This window comes from Phytobacter sp. V91 (assembly GCF_965644225.1).
Taxonomy (GTDB): domain Bacteria; phylum Pseudomonadota; class Gammaproteobacteria; order Enterobacterales; family Enterobacteriaceae; genus CBFFRJ01.
Map to the genome: position 1 here is coordinate 1 of NZ_CBFFRJ010000051.1, position 23,417 is coordinate 23,417.

Sequence of the window (23,417 nt, forward strand, 5' to 3'; positions counted from 1 at the left end):
AATCTGAACCAGATTTAATCTGACAGACACCTGTATAAATAACCGGTAACTGTCAGATCAGGTCTGAGCTAGTACACATTAGCGCATGTGAAGCCTTGTTCAGCTTGCTCGACAACGCCCTGGCGGTGGATCCCTGGCTGTCCGGCAAGGAATTCGGCCCGGGTGATATCGCCGTCGCCCCGTTTATCTACAACCTGTTTAATATGGGGCTGAGCTGGACGTCACATCCCCATCTTGAAGCCTGGTATCAGCGCCTGACTCAGCGCCCGGCATTTCGTGATGTCGTGATGATCCCGGTCACCTGACCGGCAACCCGGCGTAACTTATTGCGCCGGGCTGACTTTCAGTAATTCGCCATCATTTTCATCGGTCAGCACATACAGATAGCCGTCCGGTCCGACCCGCACATCGCGAATACGCTGCCCGCGATCGCCAAGAATACGCCCGTCTTCCGTCACCTTATTGCCGCTGACGCTCAGCACGATCACATCCTCATCCTTAAGCGCGCCGATAAAGAGTTTGTTGTGCCATTGCGGGAACGTCGCCGCGTTATAGAACGCCATACCGCTGACTGCCGGTGATTTTTCCCAGTAGAAAACCGGTTGTTCAGTACCCGCGACCGTGTTCCCTTTGGCTTCAGGGATCGGCGAACCGCTGTAGTTAATGCCCCAGGTTGCCAGCGGCCAGCCGTAGTTTTTGCCCTTTTCCGGGATATTGATTTCATCGCCGCCGCGCGGGCCATGCTCGTGCAGCCAAAGGGCCTCACTCCATGGGTTAATGGCCATTCCCTGCGGATTACGGATCCCGTATGACCAGATCTCAGGCCGTTTGCCCGCCTGCCCGACAAAGGGGTTATCAGCCGGGATTTTCCCCTGATCGGTGAGACGCACCAGCTTGCCCTGCAACTTATCCAGATCCTGGGCGGTCGGACGCTGATTGTTCTCCCCCAGCGCTATCCACAGATAGCCTTTGCCATCAAACACCAGTCGGCCGCCAAAGTGATTGCCGGTTGAGAGCTTCGGCTGCTGGCGAAACGCCACCTGAAAGGCCTCAATCCGTTTAAGATCTTCGCTTAATCGCCCATATCCCACCGCGGTGCCCGCTTTGCCGTCGCTCCCCACTTCCGCGTAGCTAAGCCATACCCGCCGCGACTGGGCAAAATCCGGCGCCAGGGCGACATCCAGTAACCCACCCTGCCCGCTGGCCCATACCCTCGGCACGCCGACTATCGGGTCTGAGATGCCTTTTCCCGCCTGCCAGTGGCGTAGCTGCCCTCCCCGCAGGGTGATCAGCATCCCTTTGTTATCGGGTAAAAAAGCCAGCGACCAGGGATGGTCGAGTTTGGTTTGCAGTACCTCAACCTTCACCGGCGCAGGGGCCGCCAGCGCGGATGTGGCAATCAACAATGCGGGGATCAAAAAGACAGCGTTGCGGCGCATGGCACCCTCCTTTAGTGGTAACAGCCTAAAGGGTAGACAGCATGGTCAGGCGCGGGGGGACTTTTACAAAAACTGAAATTAGACCTTACCTGACCGTCGCCCCTTAATGCATGGATGTCCGGGTTATGTTTAAGTGCTGCCTGGGCTGACATATAAAGGATGCACCGCCAGAAGCGGTATGTCAGGCCTTGTTGCTGAGGTCTGATGGCAAAAAACTGCGGGAAACAGCGGAACAGATCCAGCAACCAGCCTTACTGAGTTTCATCACGACCTTCATCTATAAGGCGCAGAACTTCCGTTACTAGTGCTGCGGCGAAGCGCTGCTCCAGCAGTCTCTCATTTTCCAGATTTGTATCGGTACCATGCATAAACTGCCCGTAACGCACGGGGCCCGTCAGCAGGTAACCTTCAACATTGTTATTACCTTCAGCAAAGCATTTTTGCAGTGCATTCAATCCCGTCTCGATCGCTGTCTGATGTTTTCCACTTTTTATATGAGCAAGGAATTTCTCTGCAATATATTCAGGTTCGCCAACGTAACGCATCACATGGTTCAAATCGGCTGCATCCTTGGGTTCGTTGCGATTTTGAAACGAAATCGCTTTCAGCAGGATAAACACAACTTCATCCGCAAATCGTATGGTTTCAAAAACAATCCCCGCGTCCCCCAAGCCCTTATCCCCAAAGAGCATCGCAGAGATCTCTTTCTCGGCATACCATTCATATGACATTTCAGCAAAGGGGATCACGAGAGCAGAAACCGCCTCGCCGTCTATCGGGACTTCTCTGCCAGGTTTTCCGCCAGCATTGTTTCCCTGTAAAAACTCTACCAGTACGGGAGAACCATCGGGAACGGGGAACTCCCAGCGCCATGCGTTTGTATCAGAGTTTTTTCTGAAACCTCTTTCAATCAGTTGATCGTGCAGAGAGGCATAATTTTCCCCCTCAGCGATCACTTGCAGGTTAAGCACGATATCCACATCAGATGTACCATAATGTTCAGGCACCTGAGGTTCCTGCGCAGGGGTCAAATAGCGCGGAACGAGTCCACCTATCAGGCGAAGCGTGCCTTTCATGGTGCCAAAGGTGGTCAATAAAGTGACTAAGACCCGCTCACACATTTCCGTGTTAATGGCTGAATATCCGGATCTGTCTTTCGGTTTGGTGTGGATTACCATAGTTATATCTCCAGAATTTCCCGGCGAAACTGTTCAGCAAGTTCAGCGTTTCTTCCTTTACCATCCAGCAGAGACAGGTACTGAATGAAGTCGCTGGTGACGGGGATGTTGTTTTCATAATTTATAAATTGCAGGGCAGCGGGGACACATTCATGTACAACAACGTTGTAGCCCTTTTCCGCGCTTTTAATACCCGTCAACTGGGTAAACAGCTGGGCACTTCCGGGCGGGACGATAATTTCTGCCACATTTACGCCCGTGAGTAGTGGCGTGGCCTGATTTGCCGCCAGGGCCCCCGTCAGCGCCCAGCGGATGTCATCGCCTGCCTGGCTAACCTTGCGTTCAATTTTTCTGACGCAATCCACTGCATCCGCTGCAAACAGATACCCGTAGAATGCACGATTTTCCCGTTGCCTGGTGTCCTCCGCCCAGGCATTAAGTAAAGCGCCGGGATTAATCAGTCTGCGGCGCTGTGAACGCCCCCCTTCACTGGTTTTTTCCAGCCACTCTCTCATTTCCAGCTCTCTTAAAACGCCAGAAACCGTATATGCCGAAGTTCCAGAGTGCTGACTAAGCTCTTCACCTGAGAACCATTTTCCCTGTGACTGAAGTAATGCATGCACGACCATTTCCCTCGCACCAGTGAACAGATCGCCACTCCCGCGTTTCACTGCTCTCTTGCGTGGTCTTTGTATATCGATAATTGACTGTTTATGATTGATAAAGAGAGTGCCACCCATCTCATAATATCCAACGCCATGCGCTTTGAGCATTTCTCTTGCGCCCTCACTGATCAGCTCAGCGACAAAAATCGGGACAATATCAGGCTTATTGGCGTTTTTCTGACAGAACTCCTCAATTTTCCAGATTGCTTGCCTGATATCCCTTGGGTAAGCCTGCTTTTTTGCCTCTACGGGCATGATCCAGACCCCCTGAATACCTCTGACCTCCAGAACACAATCAATACCGTCGTCGCCCGGCAGGCCACTCAGTTCTACAATCCTGGCTTCAAGGATGCTTTCAAGGGCCGACGTGACATCCTGCAGGAGCTTGTTTTCTGATTGAATCACTACGGACGCTCCTCATAAAAATGTATTTTCTTAGCTTCGAATTATAGTTTATCTGTACAGCTAAGAAAGATAAAAAAGCTAATCATTAGCTAAAAGGCATTGTTTAGCTGTTCAGATAAGGATTGAGTTATAGATAATAAAAGCGCTGAGCTCTGTCTAATCTGAGCGAATACAACACTGAGCAATAAGAATAAGACAATTACATCGGTGACCGTATCCGGCTGAAAACTGGTGAAATCTGGCCGTAAAACGGGGGCAAGAGGGCTGACCATGCTGGCATAAATTGAAAATAATAAAAAAAGGGGAGGAGTTACCTCCCCCTACATCAGGCTTCTTCAAGCGATGAGTGTTCACTCAAATAACGAATGCTGAAATTCAGCACGTTCAGGGAACGTTCGAGTTTGTCCGCATTCACGGCAATATAGGTCGGGCAGTCATGACGCCCGCTCAGCAGGCTTACGGCTGCCGAAGATAACGCTTCTTCTGCACGGTACAACGCGCCACGGGTATCGTGGTCGAGCAGCTGATTCAGTTGCTCACCTCTGTCGCGAATCTCCCTCGCGAGTGCAAAAAAACTGTCCTTTAACTGTTCGGTTTCGCTGACTGACATATACCCTTTTGCTTTACGCATATGGATATAGGTCTCTAGCTCAAAATGGGCACTGAGCAATTTGTCCAGCAGGCAGCGTGTGAGTTCGTCGACGGTCATACGTTTTCCCTCCCTTGTCAGCCAATGTGCCAGTCCATACTATGGTCATTTTTTGAGCAAAAGCATGAGCAAGGTCAATAATTGACCGTCGGCGACGATTCTTTACAGTTTAGAGCGACTTAACATTAAGCCTGTCGGGCAAGCCACGCACGCCATCCACCGAATGAGGTGATGTCGGTTGCCCCGGATAATCCATAAGCCTCACAAATGAATCCAGTCAGCCAGCGCCCATCCGCCAGCTCCACTTTACCCAGGCCCAGCGGAGCCGGGATCCCATGCAGAAATGAACCCAGTTCGGATGAAGGAAGTTCCCACACTTCAACGGCGATCCCCTGTCCCTGTTCCTCATCGCGCACCATCCCCGGACGTTTTCCGTCAGCCAGGGCATACAAACGATACGCAGGCGCACTATGGGTGGCTTGCACCAGGTGACCCTGACGCTGGCGCAACTGATGGTTGAGCGCCAGCCCGTCGAGGTGCGCGCCGCACACCACCAGTTGTACCCGGTCATTGACTGCCGCCTGCGCAGGCGGATCGCCTGCCAGTACGCTGCCGCCCGGCAGGGGCAAGGGCTGCGCACGTTGCAGCGCATCTGCCAGCCCCAGCAGGTACTGATCTGTAAAGGCGCGGCCAAACAGCGTCACTCCCGAGGGCAGGCCGCTGGCCATAAAACCAACGGGTACAGCCACGGCGGCGTAATCCAGTAGGTTCATAAAGTTGGTGTAGTACCCCAGATCCGAATTGCGTTTTACCGGTTCGGCCTCCAGCTCAGTCAGAGTGACCGGACGCGGATACGTCGGCGTCAGTACGCACTCCAGCCCGGCGAGCGTGGCATCGCAGAGCGTTTTAAAATGTTGCAGCCTGTAGATGGCGTCAAAGGTACTGACGGCATCGGTGCCCGGCGCTTTTTGCAGCACGTCGCGGATAACCGGCAATACCGCATCAGGTTGTTGTTCTATCAGCGGCCCGACCACGTGATAACGCTCGGCTACCCACGGCCCTTCATAAAGCAGCTTTGCCGCCAGCATAAAAGGGGTGAAATCAATGCTTACCGGCACGCCGCCCAGCGCCTCAAGCCGGGAAATTGCAGCGTTAAACAGGGCTTCGCTCTCACTACAGCCAAAAAACTCGAGCTTATCGGGCACGCCGAAACGAAATCCCTCACGCGGTGCGCCAAATGCCTGAAGGCTGTTCCACGCCGGGTTCAGGCGGCTGAAGTCGTCCGCCGGATCCTGCACCGCGGTTAATGCCAGCAGGCGGCTGGCTTCCGCGGCGGTCGCCGTAAAAAAGGTCACACAGTCGAGGGTACGACAGGCAGGCAGTACGCCCGCTGTCGAAATCAGCCCTTTGGTCGCTTTAAGCCCCAGCAAGTTATTAAGCGATGCCGGAACCCGCCCGCTGCCGGCGGTATCCGTGCCCAGCGCAAAGCTCGCCACCCCCAGCGCCACCGCCAGTGACGACCCGGCACTGGATCCACCTGACGGATAGTCCGGATGCACGCTGTTACGACAGGCGCCGTATGGCGAGCGCGTACCGTTCAGCCCGGTGGCGAACTGGTCAAGATTGGTCTTACCCAGCGGAACGGCCCCCAGCGCAATCAACTGACGCACAATGGTGGCGTCATCCTGCGCGGTATAAGCAAAAGCCGGACACGCAGCCGTGGTCGCAATCCCCGCCAGATCAATATTGTCCTTGATAGCAAAGGGCACGCCGTAGAGGGGCAATTCATCCGGCGTGCGGGCATCCAGCGCGGCCAGATAAGGCTCCAGCTCCTCCACAGTCAGGATATGAATAAAGAGATTGAATTCCGGGTTCAGGGCAACGGCGCGTTGCCGCAACTGCGCCAGCAGCGCGCGCGGCGTCAGTGTGCCGCTGCGATACTTCGCCGCCAGCGTATCAAGACGTAAATCAAACGAGTCGCTCATTGTGCTTTCTCCATTACTACCACGCATTGCCCGGCACGCACAGAGGTTCCCGGCTGCACCCGCACCTGGGTGACCACCCCGGAATGAGGCGCAGTCAGTGGAATTTCCATCTTCATCGATTCCAGCACTACCAGGGTCTGGCCTTCGCTCACCCTGTCGCCCTCTTTCACATTCACCTGCCAGAGGTTGCCGGACACCGGGCTGTCCACACCGCTTTCTCCGGCGCGAAGAGGCGCATCTTCCCCCTCTTCTGCCACTTCGTCGCTGCTGTCAAAATGCGCCTGGCCGCTGGCAATCCAGCGATCGCGCTCGGCGGCAAACGCCTGCTGTTGATGAGCCCGGCTGGCGGCAATACTTTGTGCTTCATCAGCGAGGAACTGCTGATACTCCGCAAGACGCAGGGTGGTCTGTTCAATACGCAGCGGGTAACGCCCCAGCGGGAAGTCGCGGCGAATAGTGAGTAACTCTTCGGCGGAAACCGGATAGAAGCGGATCTGGTCAAAGAAGCGCAGCAACCAGGGTTTGCCATTAAAGTCAGCCACCGCCCGGTAGCGGTTCCACATTTGCAGGGTACGCCCGACAAACTGATAACCGCCCGGTCCTTCCATGCCGTATACGCAGAGATAGGCTCCGCCAATCCCCACCGAGTTTTCAGCCGTCCAGGTGCGCGCCGGGTTGTATTTGGTGGTCACCAGCCGGTGACGCGGATCGAGCGGTGTGGCAACCGGCGCGCCAAGATAAACATCCCCCAGCCCCATCACCAGATAGCGGGCATCGAAGACGGTCTTATACACTTCGTCGATATTTTCCAGACTGTTAATCCGGCGGATAAACTCCAGATTGCTCGGGCACCATGGAGCATCGCGGCGCACCGTCGTCATGTACTTTTCAATCGCTTTCTGGCACGCAGGATCGTCCCAGGAGAGCGGCAGCCAGACCACGCGTGAAGGCACATCAAGGTCGGTGCTCTGGCACACCTGCGTCCACAGGGCGCGAATCACATCCAGCAGTTGACTGAGCGGCAGTGTCTCCGGCTGATAGTGCACTTGCAACGAGCGAATGCCCGGCGTCAGGTCGATAACGCCATGCAGGCAACGAGCTTCCAGCGCCTGCATCAGAGCGTGGCCGCGAAAACGCAGGACCAGATCCAGCTCCGGCGCGCCAATTTCCAGCAACAGATGGGTATCACCAGACAAGCGCGCCACCAGCCGGGTATCGGCCTCGCCCACATCCAGCACCACCGGAGAAGCAAGGCGCACGGGCTGCCAGCTAAAGGCAACAGGTTGCAGCGTTTCCACTTCCTGTCTTTCGGCCTGGGCCAGCAGGCGCGCGGTGCTGACATCCACCGGAATAAAGCGCAGTTTATCGCCCGCTTTCAGCTGCCCGAGCTTATGCAGATCGGCTTCGATAACGGTCACCGGGCAGACAAAGCCGCCAAGGCTTGGGCCATCCGGCCCCAGGATCACCGGCATATCACCGGTAAAATCGACGGCGCCGATGGCGTAAGGGTTGTCATGAATATTCGACGGATGCAGCCCCGCCTCGCCGCCGCTGTCACGTACCCACTCCGGTTTTGGTCCAATCAGGCGGATACCTGTCCGGCTGGAGTTAAAGTGCACCTCCCAGTCGGTGGCGAAAAAGGTGTTGATATAGTTTTCAGAGAAGTATTCCGGCGCGCCGTGCGGACCATAAATCACCCGCAATTCGCGCACCGCAGGCAATGCGGTATGGAATGCCGCTGGCAACACGGCCCCACTCTGGCGGTCGGTGAGCGGAGCAATATGCAGCACGTCGCCGGTACGCAATGCGCGCCCGGCATGACCGCCAAACTGACCAAGGGTGAAAGTGCTTTTGCTGCCAAGATAGTCCGGCACATTGATCCCGCCGCGCAGGCACAGATAGCTGCGCACGCCCGCCCCGCTGACCTCACCCAGCCGCAGGGTACTGCCCGCCGGGAGCGTAAATACGCTGTTCATGGCGACCTTCTCGCCATCGAGAGTAATACTCAGTTCCGCCCCGGTGACCACCGCCACCGCATCGGTATTGAACTTCAGCGTCGGGCCATTCAGGGTCAGCTCCAGCGCCGCCGCACTGGCGGCATTACCCAGCAGCGTATTGCCAAGGCGCAGCGCGCGGGCATCCATCGGCCCGGAAGGCGGAACGCCCACCGCCCAGTAGCCCAGGCGGCCAGGGACATCCTGTACCGTGGTCTGGGTGCCAGCGCTGAGCACCTCAAAGGTGGCGGCGTGGTAAGTCAACCCTTCCAGACAGCGCGTCCAGGGTTCGCCGCTGGCAAAGGGAGCAAAGGTCAGGATCTGTTGCAGATACTGGCGGTTGGTCTCGACGCCATACAACCGGGTTGCCCCCAGCGCGCTGTTCAGCTCAGCAATCGCCTGCGCGCGCGTGGGCTGCCAGGTGATGATTTTCGCCAGCATAGGATCGAAGAACGGCGGGACTTCACACCCGGCTTCCACCCAGCTGTCGATACGCAGATGCTTCCGATCCTCTGGCGGAAAGGCGACATCGGTCAGTAAACCCGGCGACGGCTGGAACTGCCGACCCGGATCCTCAGCATAGACGCGCGCCTGCACCGCATGACCCTGAGGCTTAAGCCCTGCGGCCAGTTCAGCCAGCGGCGGTAGCTCTCCTGCCGCCAGTTCAATCATCCAGCGAACCAGGTCCACGCCCCACACCTGCTCGGTGACGCCGTGCTCCACCTGTAAACGGGTGTTCACTTCAAGGAAGTAAAACTGGCGGGCTGCGCTGTCGTAAACAAACTCGACGGTGCCTGCGCTGCGGTAATCAATCGCTTTGCCAAGTTTTATGGCGGCCTCGCACAGCGCGGCTTCCATACCTTCGGGCAGATTCGGCGCCGGGGTCTCTTCAATCACTTTCTGGTTTCGGCGCTGTACTGAACAGTCGCGTACGCCCAGGGCTATCACCTCCCCGGCGCCGTCGCCAAAGATTTGCACTTCCAGGTGACGCGCCCGCTCAATGTATTTTTCGATAAACACACCGGCGTCGCTAAAGTTGTTTTTGCCCAGACGCACCACCGCGTCAAAGGCTTCAGCCAGTTCGGCTGCGCTATAGCAGACGCGCATCCCAATTCCGCCGCCGCCAGCGGTGCTTTTCAGCATCACCGGGAAGCCAACAACGGCTGCGGCCTGTTGCGCCTCATCAAGGCTGGCCAGCAGTTCGGTCCCCTCCAGCATGGGGACACCGTGGGCTTTTGCCAGCGCGCGGGCGGTATGTTTTAAACCGAAGACGCGCAGTTGCTCAGGCGTCGGGCCGACAAAAGCAATACCTGCCGCTTCGCAGGCTTCAGCAAAGGCCGCATTTTCGGAAAGAAAACCATAGCCGGGGTGAATTGCCTGCGCGCCGCTTTGCAGCGCGGCGTTAATGATTTTTTCACTGACCAGATAGGTTTGCGCCGCCGGGCCTTCGCCCAGGCTGATAGCCTCGGCGGCATCACGCAAATGTAAACTGCTGGCGTCCGCCTCGGACCAGACGGCCACACCGGCCACGTTCATGGTGCGCAGGGTACGCAGAATACGGCAGGCAATCGCGCCACGGTTAGCGATAAGGAGTTTTGTAAACATAGTCAGAACTCAATGGTGGCGGGTCGTCCCGCCGAAAATCGGCTCGCCTTATGGTCGTCCATAAGGGGCGATGTCACTTATGGACGTGGCGTCGGGTCTGGATCCTGGCGTAACGGCAGGCGAGCCGCGCGAACGACAAACAGGTGGTAAATCAGGCTGCGCAACCGCACCCAACGGCTCAGTTCCATACCAGTACCTCGGCAGGGGTCGGGTTCCAGCCATTACACGGGTTGTTGAGCTGCGGACAGTTAGAAATCAGCACAATGACGTTACTTTCGGCGCGCAGTTCGACGTATTTCCCGGCGGCTGAAATGCCATCTTCAAAGGTCAGACCGCCTTCCGGGGTGACGGGCACGTTCATAAAGAAATTAATGTTGGCCCCGATGTCGCGCTTGTGCAGGCGACCATCATGCAGGCAGGCGCACAGAAAATTGTCGCGACAGCTGTGCATATGGCGCTTATCCAGCGCATAGCGCACGGTGTTGCTCTCCTGAGCGCAGGCGCCGCCGAGGGTGTCGTGGCGACCGCAGGTATCAGCGACAATGGTCAGCAGCGGGTTTCCAAGGTTGGAATAAAGTACGCTGCCGGTGGTCAGATAAGCGTTGCCCTGGCGGCGCAATGTGCGCTGGGGATCGTAGCGTTCACGCGGATTATCGGCGTTGTAAAACAGGGTATCGACGGCCTGATTGCCTTCAAGATCCAGTAAACGGACGGTCTGCCCTTTTTTCACTTCAAACAGGTAAGGTTCGCCTGCCGGGATCACATGGCGAAACACGGCCTCTTCGGGATGCTTCTGGCTGGTTACGGTCATTATCTGGCTCCTTACAGGGCGAATAAACGGGTATTAGTAAAGGCGCGCTCGTTTTCCGGGCGCGTATGCAGTGCGCGAATGGCGGCATTTTCATCTGCCGCCTGACGCCAGCTCAGCTGCACCGGGCGCGGGGCGTATTCCGTTGACGGATCCATGGGATGTTGCAGCGCGGTGAGCACCACCAGCACGTCCATGGGAGCAAACAACTCTACGTAGTTGCCCGGCTGTGACCAGCCGCTGTGGAAGGTAAATGCGCCATTCTCGTCAACGCTCACTTTGCTGAAGAAGTTAACCACCATCAGCAGGTCTTCGAGGTTCAGATCCCATTTGCCCATCTCCACCAGCAGGTTGTCGACGCCGTTACGGTAAAAACCGTTACGCAGGCTCTGGTAGTTGCCCTGGCCATATTTCTCACTCACTTCAGCCGCATTCAGTACGCCGCCAAAGGGGTCATGCCAGCCGCAGGTGTCGCTGATAATGCCCGCCAGCACCCGACCCATATCAGAGTAAAAACAGTGCCCGGCGGTCAGACGCGCAGTGTGCTGGCCTTTTAAGGTGTCGGGCAGGTTGAGACGTTCACTTTTCTCATGCGGGTTGAGCATCATCAGGCTGACGTTGGCCCCGCCGTCGATATCCGTCATACGCAGGATCTGCCCACGTTTGAGAATAAAGGAGAGATTGCCGCCGCCGGGCAGCGTCTCTTCACGTAAAACTGAATTAGCGTTTTCTAATGAAGTCATAAAGTTAAGTCCTTAACGCATAGACGTTATCAGGCGCGCTGCCGGTCATTTCGGCCAGTCGCGCTTCGTTTAGCGGAATGTCGTAAGTGATGCGCGCGCCGTAAGCATTGGGCTCGTGCGGGTCAATTCGCACCTTGTCGAACACCAGCAGTCGGGTGCCGAGGTTAAACCCCTCGGAGAGGTCGTGAGTGACCATAAATACGGTCATCCGGGTTTCGCTCCACAGCTGAAGCAGCAGAGCATGCATATCTTTGCGAATACCCGGATCGAGTGCGCCAAACGGCTCATCCAGCAGCAGAACGCGGGGTTGCATAATAAACGCCTGGGCGATCGCCAGTCGCTGCTGCATCCCGCCGGAAAGCTGGGCGGGGTATTTATCCAGCGCCTGCCCGAGGCCAACTTTCTCCAGCATCCATATCGCCCGATCCCGCGCCTGGCGTTTGCTTGCGCCAAACAGGCGGCCAAGGAAACGAGCGTGGGGGAATTCGAGACCGATGGTGACGTTATCCAGCACGTTTAAGTGCGGGAAGACCGAATAGCGCTGAAAAACAACGCCGCGACTGCGATCCGGCTCCGCTTGCAAGGCTTTGCCATCAAGCAACAGCGAGCCACGGCTCGGCGCTTCCTGGCCTAGCAGCAAACGCAGAAACGTCGACTTGCCGCAGCCGGAGGCGCCAACCATTGAGCAGAACTCTCCGGCGTTAACCTGCAGGTTGAGCCGCTCAAGCACCACGTGCGCGCCATACTCCTGCCAGACATTGTTGATTTCGATAAAGCTCATGCCTTCCCTCCTTCCGCCCAGGGAAAACAGGTTTTGTGGAGCTGACGCAGACCCAGGTCCATCAGCCAGGCCAGCAGCGTTATCCACACCACGTACGGGATAATGACGTCCATCGCCATATAGCGGCGCACCAGAAAGATGCGGTAGCCCAGCCCGGCCGTGGAGGAGATAGCCTCTGCCGAGATAAGAAACAGCCAGGCGGATCCGAGCATCAGACGCAGGGAGGTCAGCAAACGTGAGAGCAGTTGCGGCAGGACCACGCGCAGCACCAGCGTCCAGCTTGATGCCCCAAGCGTCTGCGCTTTGATCAGGATCTCCGGCGGAATTTCCCTGGCCCGGTGCTCAAGATCGCGCGCCAGCATCGGCGTCACGCCGATGACAATCAGCATCACTTTCGACAGTTCATCCAGCCCGAAGACGATGAACAGCACCGGCAAAATCGCCAGCGGCGGGATCATCGACAGCACGGTCATCAGCGGCGATACCGACGCGCGCCACATCGGGAAAACCCCGGCGGTGATGCCAATGCACAACCCCAGCAGCGAGGCCACAACCAGCCCGGTCAACAGACGCGCAAGGCTGACCAGGGTGTCCATCCAGAAGAGATAATCGCCACTGCGTTTATCCGGGCTGAAAGCCATCCGCGAAATCGCCTCCAGCATCTGCGAAAGGCCAGGCAAGAGTTTGTCCTGCGGGTTGGCTTCAAGTCGCACCGCCGACCCCAGAAAGTAGGCTGCCAGCAAAATGACGAAGGGCAGCAGGACAAGTGTAAAGCGCATGCCCCTGGTCGGATGGCGATTAATATGTCGCATGGCGTGGTTTCCCGTCAGTCAGTCAAAGCTTGCCGTCAGCGGCCATCTTCACGAAGCTGTCGTCAAAGCGCAGCTTAATGTTGCCTGCATCGCCCTGGGTCACGTTGCCGGGAAAAGCCATGCCGATAAAGTCCGCGCTTTGCGCCCCATCGCCAAGCAGGCCTTTATCAAAGGAGAACTGCGCGACGCGCTGCATGGTTTCCGGCAAAGCTTTAGCCGTAACGAAGGCCAGATTATCCGCTGGCGTATAGAAGAGATGGGTGGTTTTCAGTTGCGCCTGATAGCCCGCCAGATCGGTGCCAGAGGCTGCCGCCATCGCGCTCAACAGATCTTTATTCTGCGCTTTCATCTGCGCCATGATTTCATACCAGGCCCCGGTCAGCGCTTTACCCAGCGCCGGGTTGTCTTTCAGGGTTTCGGTGTTAACGACCATCATGTCGATGATTTCACCCGGCACCTGGGCTGAGCTGAACACTTCGGTGGTTTTCGGCGTGCCTTTGATCACTGAAAGCTGAGGGTTCCAGGCAACAGCAGCCTGCACGGCTGGGGTCGCAAATGCCGAGACGATATCCGCATCCGAGGTGTTAACCACGGTGACATCTTTTTCCGCAAGGCCCGCTTTTTCCAGGCTGCGCACCAGCAGGTAATGGGAGACAGAAAGCTCAGGCAGATAGATTTTTTGCCCTTTCAGATCCTTAACGGCCTTGCCTTCTCCTTTCATCACCACGCCATCATTACCTTCGGAGTAGCTGCCGAGGATAAGCGCGGTAGTGTCCACGCCGCCCGCCGCCGGAATGGTCAGCGCATCCATATTGGTCATGGTGCAGCCATCAAACTGGCCGGCGGTGTACTGATTAATGGATTCGATATAATCGTTAAGCTGGACGACGTTAATTTTGATACCGTATTTGTCGGCCCATTTATCAATGATTTTGTTATTGCTGATGGTGCCCCAGGGCATCCAGCCTGCGTAGATCGTCCAGCAGACATTAAATTCTTTCTTCACTGCGGCAAAGGTGGGGAGAGTGGTCAACATGACCAGCGACAGAACGACAGTGCGGAGTAAGGACGTTTTCTTCATCATTGACCTCTGTGTGGCACAAAAAGGGGGGCAGCGCGACACCCACTGGTGCTGCTGTCTCCCGGGTTTTTGTCCCGCCGTGTAACCTCGCAGAGGTCGCCAGCTCTTGGACCAGACGCCCGCTTGCGCGAACCGGAACCCTAGCCAGCTATTTTCAAATTGTGTGTTGCACTGCCCTTTCGCTATACATTTATGCTTTAGCAAGCGCTGTGCCAGAATACATTTATCTAAAAAATCATTAGGTTATGCAAAACACCTTCCCCATTATCACCATTTTGGTGAGCCAGCATAAAGCAGCGCACCAAAATGACGCTATCTGCGCGATAGTAAAAAGCAGGACATCTGATGTATTGTTTTTAAACGATTAATCCTGCAAATAAGGCACCTGCGCCATGCTAAGAATTCTGGGTAAAACCTCATCGATTAATGTGCGAAAAGTATTGTGGACCTGCGAGGAAGCGGGAGTGGCCTACAGCCAGGAAGATTACGGCAGCGGTTTTGCCTCAACGCAAACCGAATGGTTCCGGGGGATGAACCCGAATGAGATGGTACCGGTATTAATTGACGGTGATTTTATTCTTTGGGAATCCAACTCTATCTGTCGTTATCTGGCGCGAAAAGCAGGCCGTCATGACCTGCTGCCTGCCGATGCGCAGGCCTGCGCCAGCATCGAGCGCTGGATGGACTGGCAGGCAACCGAATTTAACAATGCCTGGCGCTATGTATTCCCGGCGCTGGTGCGCAGGAACCCGACCTATAACGATCTGAACGCCATTGCGAGAGGAATTAAAGAGTGGAACCACTGTATTAGCATTGTGGATCAGCAACTGGAAAAAACTGGAGCCTGGGCCGCTGGAGACACCTTCAGCCTTGCGGATATTGTGCTGGGGTTATCGGTGAATCGCTGGAAGATGACCCCATTTGAGCACCCGGATTTTCCGGCACTTGAGGCGTGGTTTGCACGCTTAAATCAGCGCCCGGCGTTTTTACGCCATGGCAATAATGGCGTGCCCTGAGCCAGCATCAAAATCCCCCCAGAGAAGAGAATGTGATTCAAATCACAACTTCACACTCACACGGTTTTTGGCGCAACTAACTGCTGACAAAAATTAATTAGCAGGCTATCATTTTTCGTGTAAATGATATGTTTCCAAACGATTTCCCTGTGCTGTATGTCTGCCGTTCTGTCCGAGCGGCATTTTTTTGCCTGTTTCTGTCAGCACGAAATTTGGCGGTGTACAATTGCTCAACATTGACAGCGTTTTTTTAGTATTCAGAAGCGTCTTTGCACACGATCCAACAACGCCTGCCGGCAAACACTCAAAAAACGCGGACCTCGCGGGCAACCATCAGGAGGTACATAAAAAAGCGGACATTGTCGATTTAACCAAAAGCATTTTTCCTACCGGCGTTCTGACCGGAAAGACCGCTAATCGGGCATGTTGATGCACATAAAAATCCTGTAACAGCAGCGCCAGTTCTTCATCCGGGGTATTGTCATAGCTTAATTTATGGCTTTCATCATTCCCCCACATCTGGAAACCGTCATGGTTGACAATAGAAAACGAAATCTCCCGATGAACAACGGTATTCTTCGCATCTCCGTCCTGAACCGTACCGCTCAGGCTGCCCAGGCCCCGACCGTCAGTTACAATAAAACTCACTCTCCCCTGAAAACGCTTGTTATGTGACGTAATAAAAAGATTACCCCGACAGGTCGGGAAACTTCTTCTGTACCTGCTGGCAAAAAAATGTATCGAAAACAGCGAACAAATTATTAATGAAATAATAATCAGCAGAACTGGGTATTTTCTTAACATACAATCCTCTCAAAAATAGTCAGGATAATAGTGCGATGAACAGTGTCTTCGCTCCGTTGCGGTATCCCTTTTCTGACAAGTAATGGCAGAAACACTGCGGGAGCCTGTATATGCGGTAATATAGAGAACGTGATCGCTTTTACAGAGCGAGTCATGAACAGCCGCCATAAAGGTGGAATGCGGCTTATGGCTGTCAACATCACTGTTAAAAAACACATCGCACTTACCTGAAAACGATGGCTGGAACGTATAATCATAGAAAAATGTATTTTCGTGGTTATCGCTGAATTTCAGTACGCCGACACCCGCAGCTACTGCCAGAAAAATCATCATTATCAACAATCGATAAGAGACAATAAAAGTACGGAGTGGATGCCGGACCTGAAGGTTGTCGCCGACAGTTCCGTTTTCTTCTTTGCCCTCTTCTTTGCCCTCTTCTTTGCCCTCTTCTTTGCCCTCTTCTTTGCCCTCTTCTTTGCCCTCTTCTTTGTTCTCCTCTTTGCCCTCTTCAGCGGTTATCTGCAATTCTTTATCCTGAAGCAACAAGACATCAGGCTCATCGACAACAACCCCTTTGCGTGGAATCGTTTTGATAAAATCTTTATTAACTCCGACTTCAGATAACGCTTGTCGGAGGTTAAAAAGGCATTGATAAAAGGTATTGTAACTGACCTCCTGATGGTCATCTTCCCAGATATAACGCAGAAGCTCATTCTGGGTAACCACGCGCTTGTGGTGTCTGAGCAGAGCCGAAAGACAACGAGAAGAAGTCCGCAGCAGTGATACTTCACTTTCATCTTTCCGGTTATATAGTTTTTTACTGGCTGGATAAAACTCTACGGCGCCAGCGATCAGGTAATTAATATTGCTATTAATGTCTTCAAGTTCCATAAGGAGGTCCACATTGTTTAAAGAGCAAATACATTTATTAATTCGGGGAGGATTCTAGAATCTATATTCCTGACGCGTCAAATGTTAACAACCATAGAGGAGTGTGATGAAAATGTTCCAGCCTTAAAAAGAGCTATTTTGAGTCATTTAGACATAAATTAAACAGAACAAAAATTCATCACCAACATATTATTCCGACATTAAACGCAGTGATTCTTATTTATTGCCAGCCAATAATAACTATGTTAACGGCATCCATTCTTTAATTTTCCGTTTTCCTGCCTTCGCCTGGCAGGCGTCTCACACCTTCCATCAGTCTTATTAGTTTTTATATCATTTCAATGCCATCAAAAAAAACACAAGAAGTTCATAGTGTTATATCTTATATTTTCGCTAAATCACCTTATTTCATATATATAAAACAGATAAACTACCTTACATCGCCTGAGACTGATAAAGTCCAAAACGTGAACAAATCAACGACCAGATTGCAGGCAAACCAGTTCTGCAGATATTGAATGTTATAAAATTGATAATAATGACAACCCGCGACTAAGTGCGGGTTGTCAGCGTGATAACTTAGTACATACACCTTTAAATTTTTAAATTTCAGAGTAATGTGCTGGATATAAATTTTAAATGATGTCTGATCATGCCAGGGGCAAGAGATCCAAAGCAAGTGCCTGAAAATGTGGATAAATGGATACCAGAACTGCACCACGGGCATGAGGTCAGATCTCTCTTCAAATCTTTAAATCTTCAAACTGTTTATTTTCTTTTGCAAACCTTCTGAGCCAGGGTAACCGATAATTTTTTATCATTTTATCATCCCCTCCGGAGACAGGTTCAGACTCACCCCTGCGGTTCAACACCACCACGTTGCCTGGCGAACAGATAACCAACGCGTATATGAATCATATTGAGGTATGTTGTATACTCCGCGTTTTCCAGAGCAATGAACAGTACAAAAAATGTCCAGGATTGGTTTTATCTCATTAGGCTGCCCAAAAAACCTCGTTGATTCCGAACGCATTCTTACCGAACTGCGTACCGAAGGCTATGACGTGGTGCCGAGCTACAACGATGCCGATATGGTTATCGTTAACACCTGTGGTTTTATCGACAGCGCGGTTCAGGAATCGCTGGAAGCCATTGGCGAAGCACTGAATGAAAACGGCAAAGTGATTGTGACGGGCTGCCTGGGGGCCAAAGTCGATCAAATTCGTGAAGTCCACCCGAAGGTACTGGAGATCACCGGCCCGCACAGCTACGAGCAGGTGCTGGAGCATGTGCACCACTATGTGCCAAAACCGAAGCACAACCCGTTCCTGAGCCTGGTGCCGGAACAAGGGGTGAAGCTGACTCCGCGCCACTACGCTTACCTGAAAATTTCCGAAGGCTGTAACCACCGTTGCACCTTCTGCATTATCCCGTCGATGCGTGGCGATCTGGTTAGCCGTCCAATCGGCGACGTGCTGGGCGAAGCCAAACGTCTGGTGGATGCGGGCGTCAAAGAGATCCTCGTTATCTCTCAGGACACCTCAGCCTACGGCGTGGATGTCAAACATCGTGCGGGCTTCCATAACGGCGAGCCGGTCAAAACCAGCATGGTTGGCCTGTGCGAACAACTGGCGAAACTGGGGATCTGGACGCGTCTGCACTATGTCTACCCTTACCCGCACGTTGACGACGTTATCCCGTTGATGGCCGAAGGCAAGATCCTGCCCTACCTCGACATCCCGCTGCAACACGCCAGCCCGCGTATTCTGAAACTGATGAAGCGCCCGGGCTCCGTGGATCGCCAGCTTGCGCGCATCAAACAGTGGCGTGAAATCTGCCCGGAACTGACCCTGCGCTCAACCTTTATTGTCGGCTTCCCGGGTGAAACCGAAGAAGATTTCCAGATGCTGGTCGACTTCCTCACCGAAGCGCGCCTGGATCGCGTCGGCTGCTTCAAATACAGCCCGGTCGATGGCGCAACCGCCAATGAACTGGCCGATCAGGTGCCTGAAGAGGTAAAAGAAGAGCGCTGGAACCGCTTTATGCAGCTGCAACAGAAAATTTCTGCTGAGCGCCTGCAGGAGAAAGTGGGCCGTGAAATCCTGGTGCTTATCGATGAAGTTGACGAAGAAGGCGCAATTGGCCGCAGTATGGCAGATGCACCGGAAATCGACGGCGCGGTTTATCTGAACGGTGAAACTGGCGTGAAACCTGGCGATATCATCCGCGTGAAGGTCGAAAACGCTGATGAATACGATCTGTGGGGAAGCCGCGTTTAACGCTGTCGCCGCCTGTCACCAAGCGGCGTTGTTGTTTCTGTTACCCAATCCTACTCAGCAACACGCTCAAAGCGGGTGGCAATCAGCACATAGCTGATAACCGCCAGCACGCCATGGGCTGCCACAAACCATAAAGCGTTATTAAACGACCCGGTGACGGTGACCACATAGCCAATCACCAGCGGGGTGATAATCCCGGCGATATTACCGATGCCGTTAAACACGCCACCGCACAGGCCAATCATGGTTTTCGGCGCCACATCTGACAGAACCGCCCAGCCGACTGCGGCAAAGCCCTTACCAAAGAACGCCATCGCCATCAGCGCGATAACCGCAGCGTTGGTATCAACAAAGTTCGCGAACACCAGCATGGTGGAAAGCCCCATCCCGAGGACAAACGGGGTTTTACGGGCGCGGGACGGATGCATACCCCGGCTAATCAGGAAGTCAGAAAGATAACCGCCCAACAGGCCGCCGCTGAATCCGCAAATCGCCGGTAATGCCGCCACCCAGCCTGCCTGCATAATGGTCATGCCGCGGCCCTGGATCAGGTAGATCGGGAACCAGGTGATAAAGAAATAGGTCAGTGCGGTAATGCAGTACTGCCCGAGATAAATCGCCCACAGGTTGCGGTTAGTGAACAGACACTTCGCATCACGCAGGGAGGTTTTGTTGCCTTTTTTCGCCCCTTCGCTGTCCAGATCGACCAGCGCGCCGCCCTCACGCATCAGCGTTTTTTCTTATTCGCTCAGACGCGGATCTTTATGCGGCTCTTTGTACCAGGCAAACCAGATTGCCGCCAGCACCAGACCAAGCCCGCCCATCCAGACAAACACATGTTCCCAGCCCCAGGCGTGGGTTAACCATGCCATGATCGGCGTAAACACCACCACCGCCATATACTGCCCGGAGTTAAACAGGGCCGATGCGAGGCCGCGTTCACGGGTCGGGAACCAGCTCGAGACAATACGCGAGTTCGCCGGGAAGGCCGGGGACTCCACCAGACCGAGCATAAAGCGCATCAGGAAGAGGGTCATCGCCGCCAGACTGCCGGTCATCCCCATCCAGCCTACCGTGCCCTGGAGCATGGTAAACACCGACCACAGCAACAGACTCATGCCGTAGACCTTTTTCGCGCCAAAGCGGTCCAGCAGCCAGCCGCCGGGGATCTGCCCCAGCGCGTAGGCCCAGGCAAAGGCGGAGAAGATCATCCCCAGCATCATCGGGTCAAGACCCAACTCTTTCACTACCGAGGTTCCGGCGATAGACATGGTCGCGCGGTCGGCATAGTTGATAACGGTAATGATAAAAATCAGGCTCAGCACCCAGTAGCGATGATGCCCGACGCGTTTAACCTGCTCCAGAGAGACATCCATTTGTTTACTCATAACTTGCTCGCTGTATTTTGATAGCGTTCACCAGGGTCACAATACGCATTACGCCAGTACGCGGTGCGGAGGAAGTTTGCCGCTGAAACAGGCCATCAGGTTTTCCAGCACAATATTGCCCATTTCCAGACGCGTCTGTACGGTAGCGCTGGCGCGGTGCGGCGAAAGCGTGACGTTACTGAGGGTGAAAAAGCCCTCAGGTACATGTGGCTCGTTGGCGAACACATCCAGACCCGCACCGGCGATTCGTCTTTCAGTTAATGCCGCGAGCAGCGCGTTTTCATCTACCAGTTTGCCGCGGGCAACGTTGATGAAATAACCCTGTGGACCAAGCGCTTCCAGTACCGATTCACCGATAATGACCTTGCCGCCATCCGCAGAGGCGGCAAGTATCAGCACGTCAACTTCCTGCGCCAGGGCATGAATATCGGCTACAAATCCGTAGTCAAGGCCAGCAACAGGGCCAAGGTCGGTGTAGAGGATACGGGTCTTAAAAGCGGCAACCCGCTGTGCAATTGCCTGACCCACGCGGCCCATGCCAATAATACCGACGGTCGTCCCGCTGACTTTACGCGCCAGCGGCAGATTAGTTTGCGGCCAGCGACCTGCGCGAACCACCTGCTCGCCTTCGCTCATTTGTCGCAGGGTGGAAATCAGCAGCCCCAGCGCCAGATCCGCCACATCGTCAGTTAAGACACCTGGCGTCGTGGTCACAAAGATGTTGTGCTCAGCGGCATACACCAGATCAACAGCATCGGTGCCAATACCGCTGACCGCCACAATTTTAAGGGCTGGCAGGCATTGCATAATGTCGCGGGATAATCCTTTTGCCCCACCTGTCACCACACCTTCAATGACAGGCCCGATATCAGCGAGCATCTGTTTTGGTTCGCTGGACTGATAAAGACGATGCACTTCATAATCGCGCATTAATATTTCATCTATCGGTCCTGGTACTGCTTGAGTTAATAAAATGTGAGTTTTTTGTTGGTCTGTTTTATTTTTCATTTCACTGGCCTGTCGAGAATAATTAAAGCGATGATGGACAGTGGAATAATTCATGTCTAATATAAATCCGGTATTCATTGATATAAGTATTGAATTATGGATTTACATCAACTCCGCTGCTTTATTGCCGTCGCTGAAGAGCTGAACTTTGGCCGGGCCGCCGCACGCCTGCATATGACGCAGCCGCCCCTTAGCCGCCAGATCCAGCTTCTGGAAAAGAGCCTCGGCGGCGCCTTATTTGACAGGAATAACCGACACGTTCAGCTCACCCATATGGGTCAACATTTGCTGACGGAAGCGCGATTAATACTTAAATTAGCGGACCGGTTAGAATCCTCAGTTCAACAATGTGCCAGCGGTGAAACCGGTTCGCTTTCATTAGGATTTACGGCGGTATTTTCATGGAATTTTATTCCCCAGCTACTTAAAGAACTGGCCATAAAATTGCCCGGGGTCAACTTTCAGTTACATGAACTGGTGTCGCATAAACAAATAAGCGCAATTGAAAACAACAGTATTGATGTTGGTTTTGTGCGCCATGTCCCACCAAATCCCCTGCTCGCTTACCTGCCTCTTCAGGGTGAAACCTTCGTGGGGGCGTTTCACTCCGATCATCCGCTGGCCCGAAAGCGCAAAATCCCGCTCAGCGCATTTAACAATGAGCCCTTTTTTCTTTACAGCCCGAACGAAGCGCGACATTTTTACGACAGGATCACCGACCTGTTTGTCTTTAACGACATTACTCCTGACTACAAATATCAGCTTGCCCAGACGCATACCATTCTTGGCCTGGTGAACGCGGGACTGGGCTGCGCCATTGTACCCGCCTCGTCGCGAACCCTTGGGATGCCCAACGTCACCTTTATGAATATTGAAGGGGTCAACATTCAGGCGCATAACTTCCTCGTCTACTCAAAGGCCAATCCTAACCCGGTGCTGCCGGCGTTTCTCAAGGCCCTGAGCGAGGCGTTAATTACCCTTTAATCTTCGGATCCAGCGCATCCCGCAGGCCATCACCCAACAGGTTAAAGGCCAGTACGGTGAAGAAAATAGCCAGTGAGGGGAACAGCGCCACATGAGGCGCTATCACCATATCTGCGCGCGCCTCATTGAGCATCGCCCCCCATTCCGGCGTCGGAGGCTGCGCCCCGAGCCCCAGAAATGACAGGCTGGCCGCCGAGATTATCGACGTGCCAATACGCATGGTGAAATAGACCACAATCGAGGAGACAGTGCCGGGCAAAATATGACTGAACAGAATCGTCATATCACTGGCGCCAATGCTGCGGGCAGACTCAACAAAGGTCTGGTGTTTCAGTACCAGCGTGTTGCCGCGCACCAGCCGGGCAAAGGCCGGTACCGAGAACACCGCCACGGCGATAATCACGTTGGTCATGCCGCTGCCCATCACCGCCACGACGGCAATCGCCAGCAGAATGCCGGGGAAGGCAAAGAGCACATCGCAGACTCGCATAATGATGCGATCCCACCAGCCCTCGTAGTAGCCAGCAAGCAGACCGAGCAAAGTCCCTATGGCCGCGCCAATCAGTACCGCAAAGACGCCAGCGGCGAGGGAAATTCTGGCCCCCAGCAGTACCCGGCTCAGAATATCCCGCCCGAGCGAGTCCACGCCGAACCAGTGGATCAGCGACGGGCCGTCATTAAGGCGGTCATAGTCGAAATAATTCTCAGCATCAAAGGGAGCAATCCACGGGGCGACTACCGCCAGCAGGATCAGGATCAGCACAAACAGCCCGGCGGTCATCGCCAGCGGCTGGCGACGGAAGCGCCGCCAGAACTCATGCCATGGAGTGCGTACCTGCCCTGGTTTTACTCCGGGCATGGCATTTAAAATCGCCTGTCGACGCCAGTTAAACAATCGCATC

Annotated in this window: 18 protein-coding genes, 2 pseudogenes and 1 riboswitch; of the genes and pseudogenes, 4 read left to right on the top strand and 16 right to left on the bottom strand. The window is 54.3% G+C overall.

The features are described 5' to 3' along the window. Positions 1-86: 86 nt before the first annotated feature. Positions 87-305, top strand: a pseudogene (locus ACSZO4_RS12370) (glutathione binding-like protein); the annotation flags it as partial. Positions 306-323: 18 nt separating this feature from the next. Here the strand turns inward: ACSZO4_RS12370 and ACSZO4_RS12375 are convergent. The 11 genes from ACSZO4_RS12375 to ACSZO4_RS12425 all read right to left on the bottom strand — a co-directional run bounded on the left by ACSZO4_RS12375 (position 324) and on the right by ACSZO4_RS12425 (position 14,145). Beyond that, on the bottom strand, positions 324-1,439 hold the full coding sequence (locus tag ACSZO4_RS12375; RefSeq protein WP_437889273.1) for a PQQ-dependent sugar dehydrogenase: 1,116 nt from the start codon (positions 1,437-1,439) through the stop codon (positions 324-326). Between the two features lie 251 nt (positions 1,440-1,690). Further along, positions 1,691-2,617 (bottom strand): hypothetical protein, encoded by a 927-nt coding sequence (locus ACSZO4_RS12380; RefSeq protein WP_437889274.1) that lies wholly within the window; start codon positions 2,615-2,617, stop codon positions 1,691-1,693. Between the two features lie 2 nt (positions 2,618-2,619). Beyond that, the gene (locus ACSZO4_RS12385) at positions 2,620-3,687 is read right to left on the bottom strand and encodes a hypothetical protein (RefSeq protein ID WP_437889275.1); all 1,068 of its coding nucleotides are present in this window, start codon (positions 3,685-3,687) and stop codon (positions 2,620-2,622) included. Positions 3,688-4,012: 325 nt separating this feature from the next. Further along, positions 4,013-4,396 (bottom strand): biofilm formation regulator BssR, encoded by a 384-nt coding sequence (locus ACSZO4_RS12390; RefSeq protein ID WP_437889276.1) that lies wholly within the window; start codon positions 4,394-4,396, stop codon positions 4,013-4,015. Positions 4,397-4,521: 125 nt separating this feature from the next. Further along, on the bottom strand, positions 4,522-6,321 hold the full coding sequence (atzF, locus tag ACSZO4_RS12395; protein ID WP_437889277.1) for an allophanate hydrolase: 1,800 nt from the start codon (positions 6,319-6,321) through the stop codon (positions 4,522-4,524). Beyond that, complete coding sequence (uca, locus tag ACSZO4_RS12400) at positions 6,318-9,920, bottom strand: urea carboxylase (protein ID WP_437889278.1); 3,603 nt, start codon at positions 9,918-9,920, stop codon at positions 6,318-6,320. Before uca ends, atzF begins: the two co-directional genes overlap by 4 nt. Positions 9,921-10,098: 178 nt before the next feature. Beyond that, positions 10,099-10,731: an urea amidolyase associated protein UAAP2 gene (locus ACSZO4_RS12405; RefSeq protein ID WP_437889279.1), complete on the bottom strand. Its 633-nt coding sequence runs from the start codon at positions 10,729-10,731 to the stop codon at positions 10,099-10,101. Between the two features lie 11 nt (positions 10,732-10,742). Continuing rightward, positions 10,743-11,471: an urea amidolyase associated protein UAAP1 gene (locus ACSZO4_RS12410; RefSeq protein WP_437889280.1), complete on the bottom strand. Its 729-nt coding sequence runs from the start codon at positions 11,469-11,471 to the stop codon at positions 10,743-10,745. A gap of 4 nt (positions 11,472-11,475) precedes the next feature. After that, on the bottom strand, positions 11,476-12,252 hold the full coding sequence (locus ACSZO4_RS12415) for an ABC transporter ATP-binding protein (RefSeq protein WP_437889281.1): 777 nt from the start codon (positions 12,250-12,252) through the stop codon (positions 11,476-11,478). Beyond that, positions 12,249-13,064, bottom strand: coding sequence for an ABC transporter permease (locus ACSZO4_RS12420; RefSeq protein WP_437889282.1), 816 nt, complete (start codon positions 13,062-13,064; stop codon positions 12,249-12,251). Before ACSZO4_RS12420 ends, ACSZO4_RS12415 begins: the two co-directional genes overlap by 4 nt. Before the next feature lie 22 nt (positions 13,065-13,086). Then, positions 13,087-14,145 (bottom strand): putative urea ABC transporter substrate-binding protein, encoded by a 1,059-nt coding sequence (locus ACSZO4_RS12425; protein WP_437889297.1) that lies wholly within the window; start codon positions 14,143-14,145, stop codon positions 13,087-13,089. Positions 14,146-14,201: 56 nt separating this feature from the next. Continuing rightward, positions 14,202-14,300, bottom strand: a riboswitch (guanidine-I (ykkC/yxkD leader). Between the two features lie 237 nt (positions 14,301-14,537). On the opposite strand from ACSZO4_RS12425, the gene ACSZO4_RS12430 reads away from it, so the two are divergent. Continuing rightward, on the top strand, positions 14,538-15,161 hold the full coding sequence (locus tag ACSZO4_RS12430) for a glutathione S-transferase family protein (RefSeq protein WP_437889283.1): 624 nt from the start codon (positions 14,538-14,540) through the stop codon (positions 15,159-15,161). A gap of 333 nt (positions 15,162-15,494) precedes the next feature. Here the strand turns inward: ACSZO4_RS12430 and ACSZO4_RS12435 are convergent, their stop codons facing one another. Both ACSZO4_RS12435 and ACSZO4_RS12440 read right to left on the bottom strand, forming a co-directional pair. Then, the gene (locus tag ACSZO4_RS12435; RefSeq protein WP_437889284.1) at positions 15,495-15,809 is read right to left on the bottom strand and encodes a hypothetical protein; all 315 of its coding nucleotides are present in this window, start codon (positions 15,807-15,809) and stop codon (positions 15,495-15,497) included. Between the two features lie 165 nt (positions 15,810-15,974). After that, positions 15,975-16,856, bottom strand: a complete 882-nt coding sequence (locus ACSZO4_RS12440) for a winged helix-turn-helix domain-containing protein (protein ID WP_437889285.1) — start codon at positions 16,854-16,856, stop codon at positions 15,975-15,977. A 971-nt stretch (positions 16,857-17,827) separates the two neighbouring features. Here ACSZO4_RS12440 and rimO point away from each other — a divergent pair. Then, positions 17,828-19,135 (top strand): 30S ribosomal protein S12 methylthiotransferase RimO, encoded by a 1,308-nt coding sequence (rimO, locus tag ACSZO4_RS12445; protein WP_437889286.1) that lies wholly within the window; start codon positions 17,828-17,830, stop codon positions 19,133-19,135. Positions 19,136-19,185: 50 nt separating this feature from the next. Here the strand turns inward: rimO and ACSZO4_RS12450 are convergent. Then, positions 19,186-20,523: pseudogene (locus ACSZO4_RS12450) on the bottom strand (MFS transporter). 48 nt (positions 20,524-20,571) lie between these two features. After that, entirely contained in the window at positions 20,572-21,453 is an 882-nt protein-coding gene (locus tag ACSZO4_RS12455) for a 2-hydroxyacid dehydrogenase (RefSeq protein WP_437889287.1), read from the bottom strand. A gap of 174 nt (positions 21,454-21,627) precedes the next feature. Between ACSZO4_RS12455 and ACSZO4_RS12460 the strand changes: the two genes are divergently transcribed. Next, the gene (locus ACSZO4_RS12460; RefSeq protein ID WP_437889288.1) at positions 21,628-22,515 is read left to right on the top strand and encodes a LysR family transcriptional regulator; all 888 of its coding nucleotides are present in this window, start codon (positions 21,628-21,630) and stop codon (positions 22,513-22,515) included. Here ACSZO4_RS12460 and gsiD read toward each other — a convergent pair. Then, positions 22,505-23,416 (bottom strand): glutathione ABC transporter permease GsiD, encoded by a 912-nt coding sequence (gsiD, locus tag ACSZO4_RS12465; RefSeq protein ID WP_437889289.1) that lies wholly within the window; start codon positions 23,414-23,416, stop codon positions 22,505-22,507. The two genes, ACSZO4_RS12460 and gsiD, sit on opposite strands and share 11 nt — an antisense overlap. Between the last annotated feature and the right edge of the window lies 1 nt (position 23,417).

Bases quoted from the DNA above. Each gene is read 5' to 3' on its own strand.
- ACSZO4_RS12375 (WP_437889273.1), bottom strand. From the start codon at position 1,439: ATGCGCCGCAACGCTGTCTTTTTGATCCCCGCATTGTTGATTGCCACA.
- ACSZO4_RS12380 (WP_437889274.1), bottom strand. From the start codon at position 2,617: ATGGTAATCCACACCAAACCGAAAGACAGATCCGGATATTCAGCCATT.
- ACSZO4_RS12390 (WP_437889276.1), bottom strand. From the start codon at position 4,396: ATGACCGTCGACGAACTCACACGCTGCCTGCTGGACAAATTGCTCAGT.
- atzF (WP_437889277.1), bottom strand. From the start codon at position 6,321: ATGAGCGACTCGTTTGATTTACGTCTTGATACGCTGGCGGCGAAGTAT.
- uca (WP_437889278.1), bottom strand. From the start codon at position 9,920: ATGTTTACAAAACTCCTTATCGCTAACCGTGGCGCGATTGCCTGCCGT.
- ACSZO4_RS12405 (WP_437889279.1), bottom strand. From the start codon at position 10,731: ATGACCGTAACCAGCCAGAAGCATCCCGAAGAGGCCGTGTTTCGCCAT.
- ACSZO4_RS12410 (WP_437889280.1), bottom strand. From the start codon at position 11,471: ATGACTTCATTAGAAAACGCTAATTCAGTTTTACGTGAAGAGACGCTG.
- ACSZO4_RS12415 (WP_437889281.1), bottom strand. From the start codon at position 12,252: ATGAGCTTTATCGAAATCAACAATGTCTGGCAGGAGTATGGCGCGCAC.
- ACSZO4_RS12420 (WP_437889282.1), bottom strand. From the start codon at position 13,064: ATGCGACATATTAATCGCCATCCGACCAGGGGCATGCGCTTTACACTT.
- ACSZO4_RS12425 (WP_437889297.1), bottom strand. From the start codon at position 14,145: ATGAAGAAAACGTCCTTACTCCGCACTGTCGTTCTGTCGCTGGTCATG.
- ACSZO4_RS12430 (WP_437889283.1), top strand. From the start codon at position 14,538: ATGCTAAGAATTCTGGGTAAAACCTCATCGATTAATGTGCGAAAAGTA.
- ACSZO4_RS12440 (WP_437889285.1), bottom strand. From the start codon at position 16,856: ATGGAACTTGAAGACATTAATAGCAATATTAATTACCTGATCGCTGGC.
- rimO (WP_437889286.1), top strand. From the start codon at position 17,828: ATGTCCAGGATTGGTTTTATCTCATTAGGCTGCCCAAAAAACCTCGTT.
- ACSZO4_RS12455 (WP_437889287.1), bottom strand. From the start codon at position 21,453: ATGCGCGATTATGAAGTGCATCGTCTTTATCAGTCCAGCGAACCAAAA.
- ACSZO4_RS12460 (WP_437889288.1), top strand. From the start codon at position 21,628: ATGGATTTACATCAACTCCGCTGCTTTATTGCCGTCGCTGAAGAGCTG.
- gsiD (WP_437889289.1), bottom strand. From the start codon at position 23,416: ATGCGATTGTTTAACTGGCGTCGACAGGCGATTTTAAATGCCATGCCC.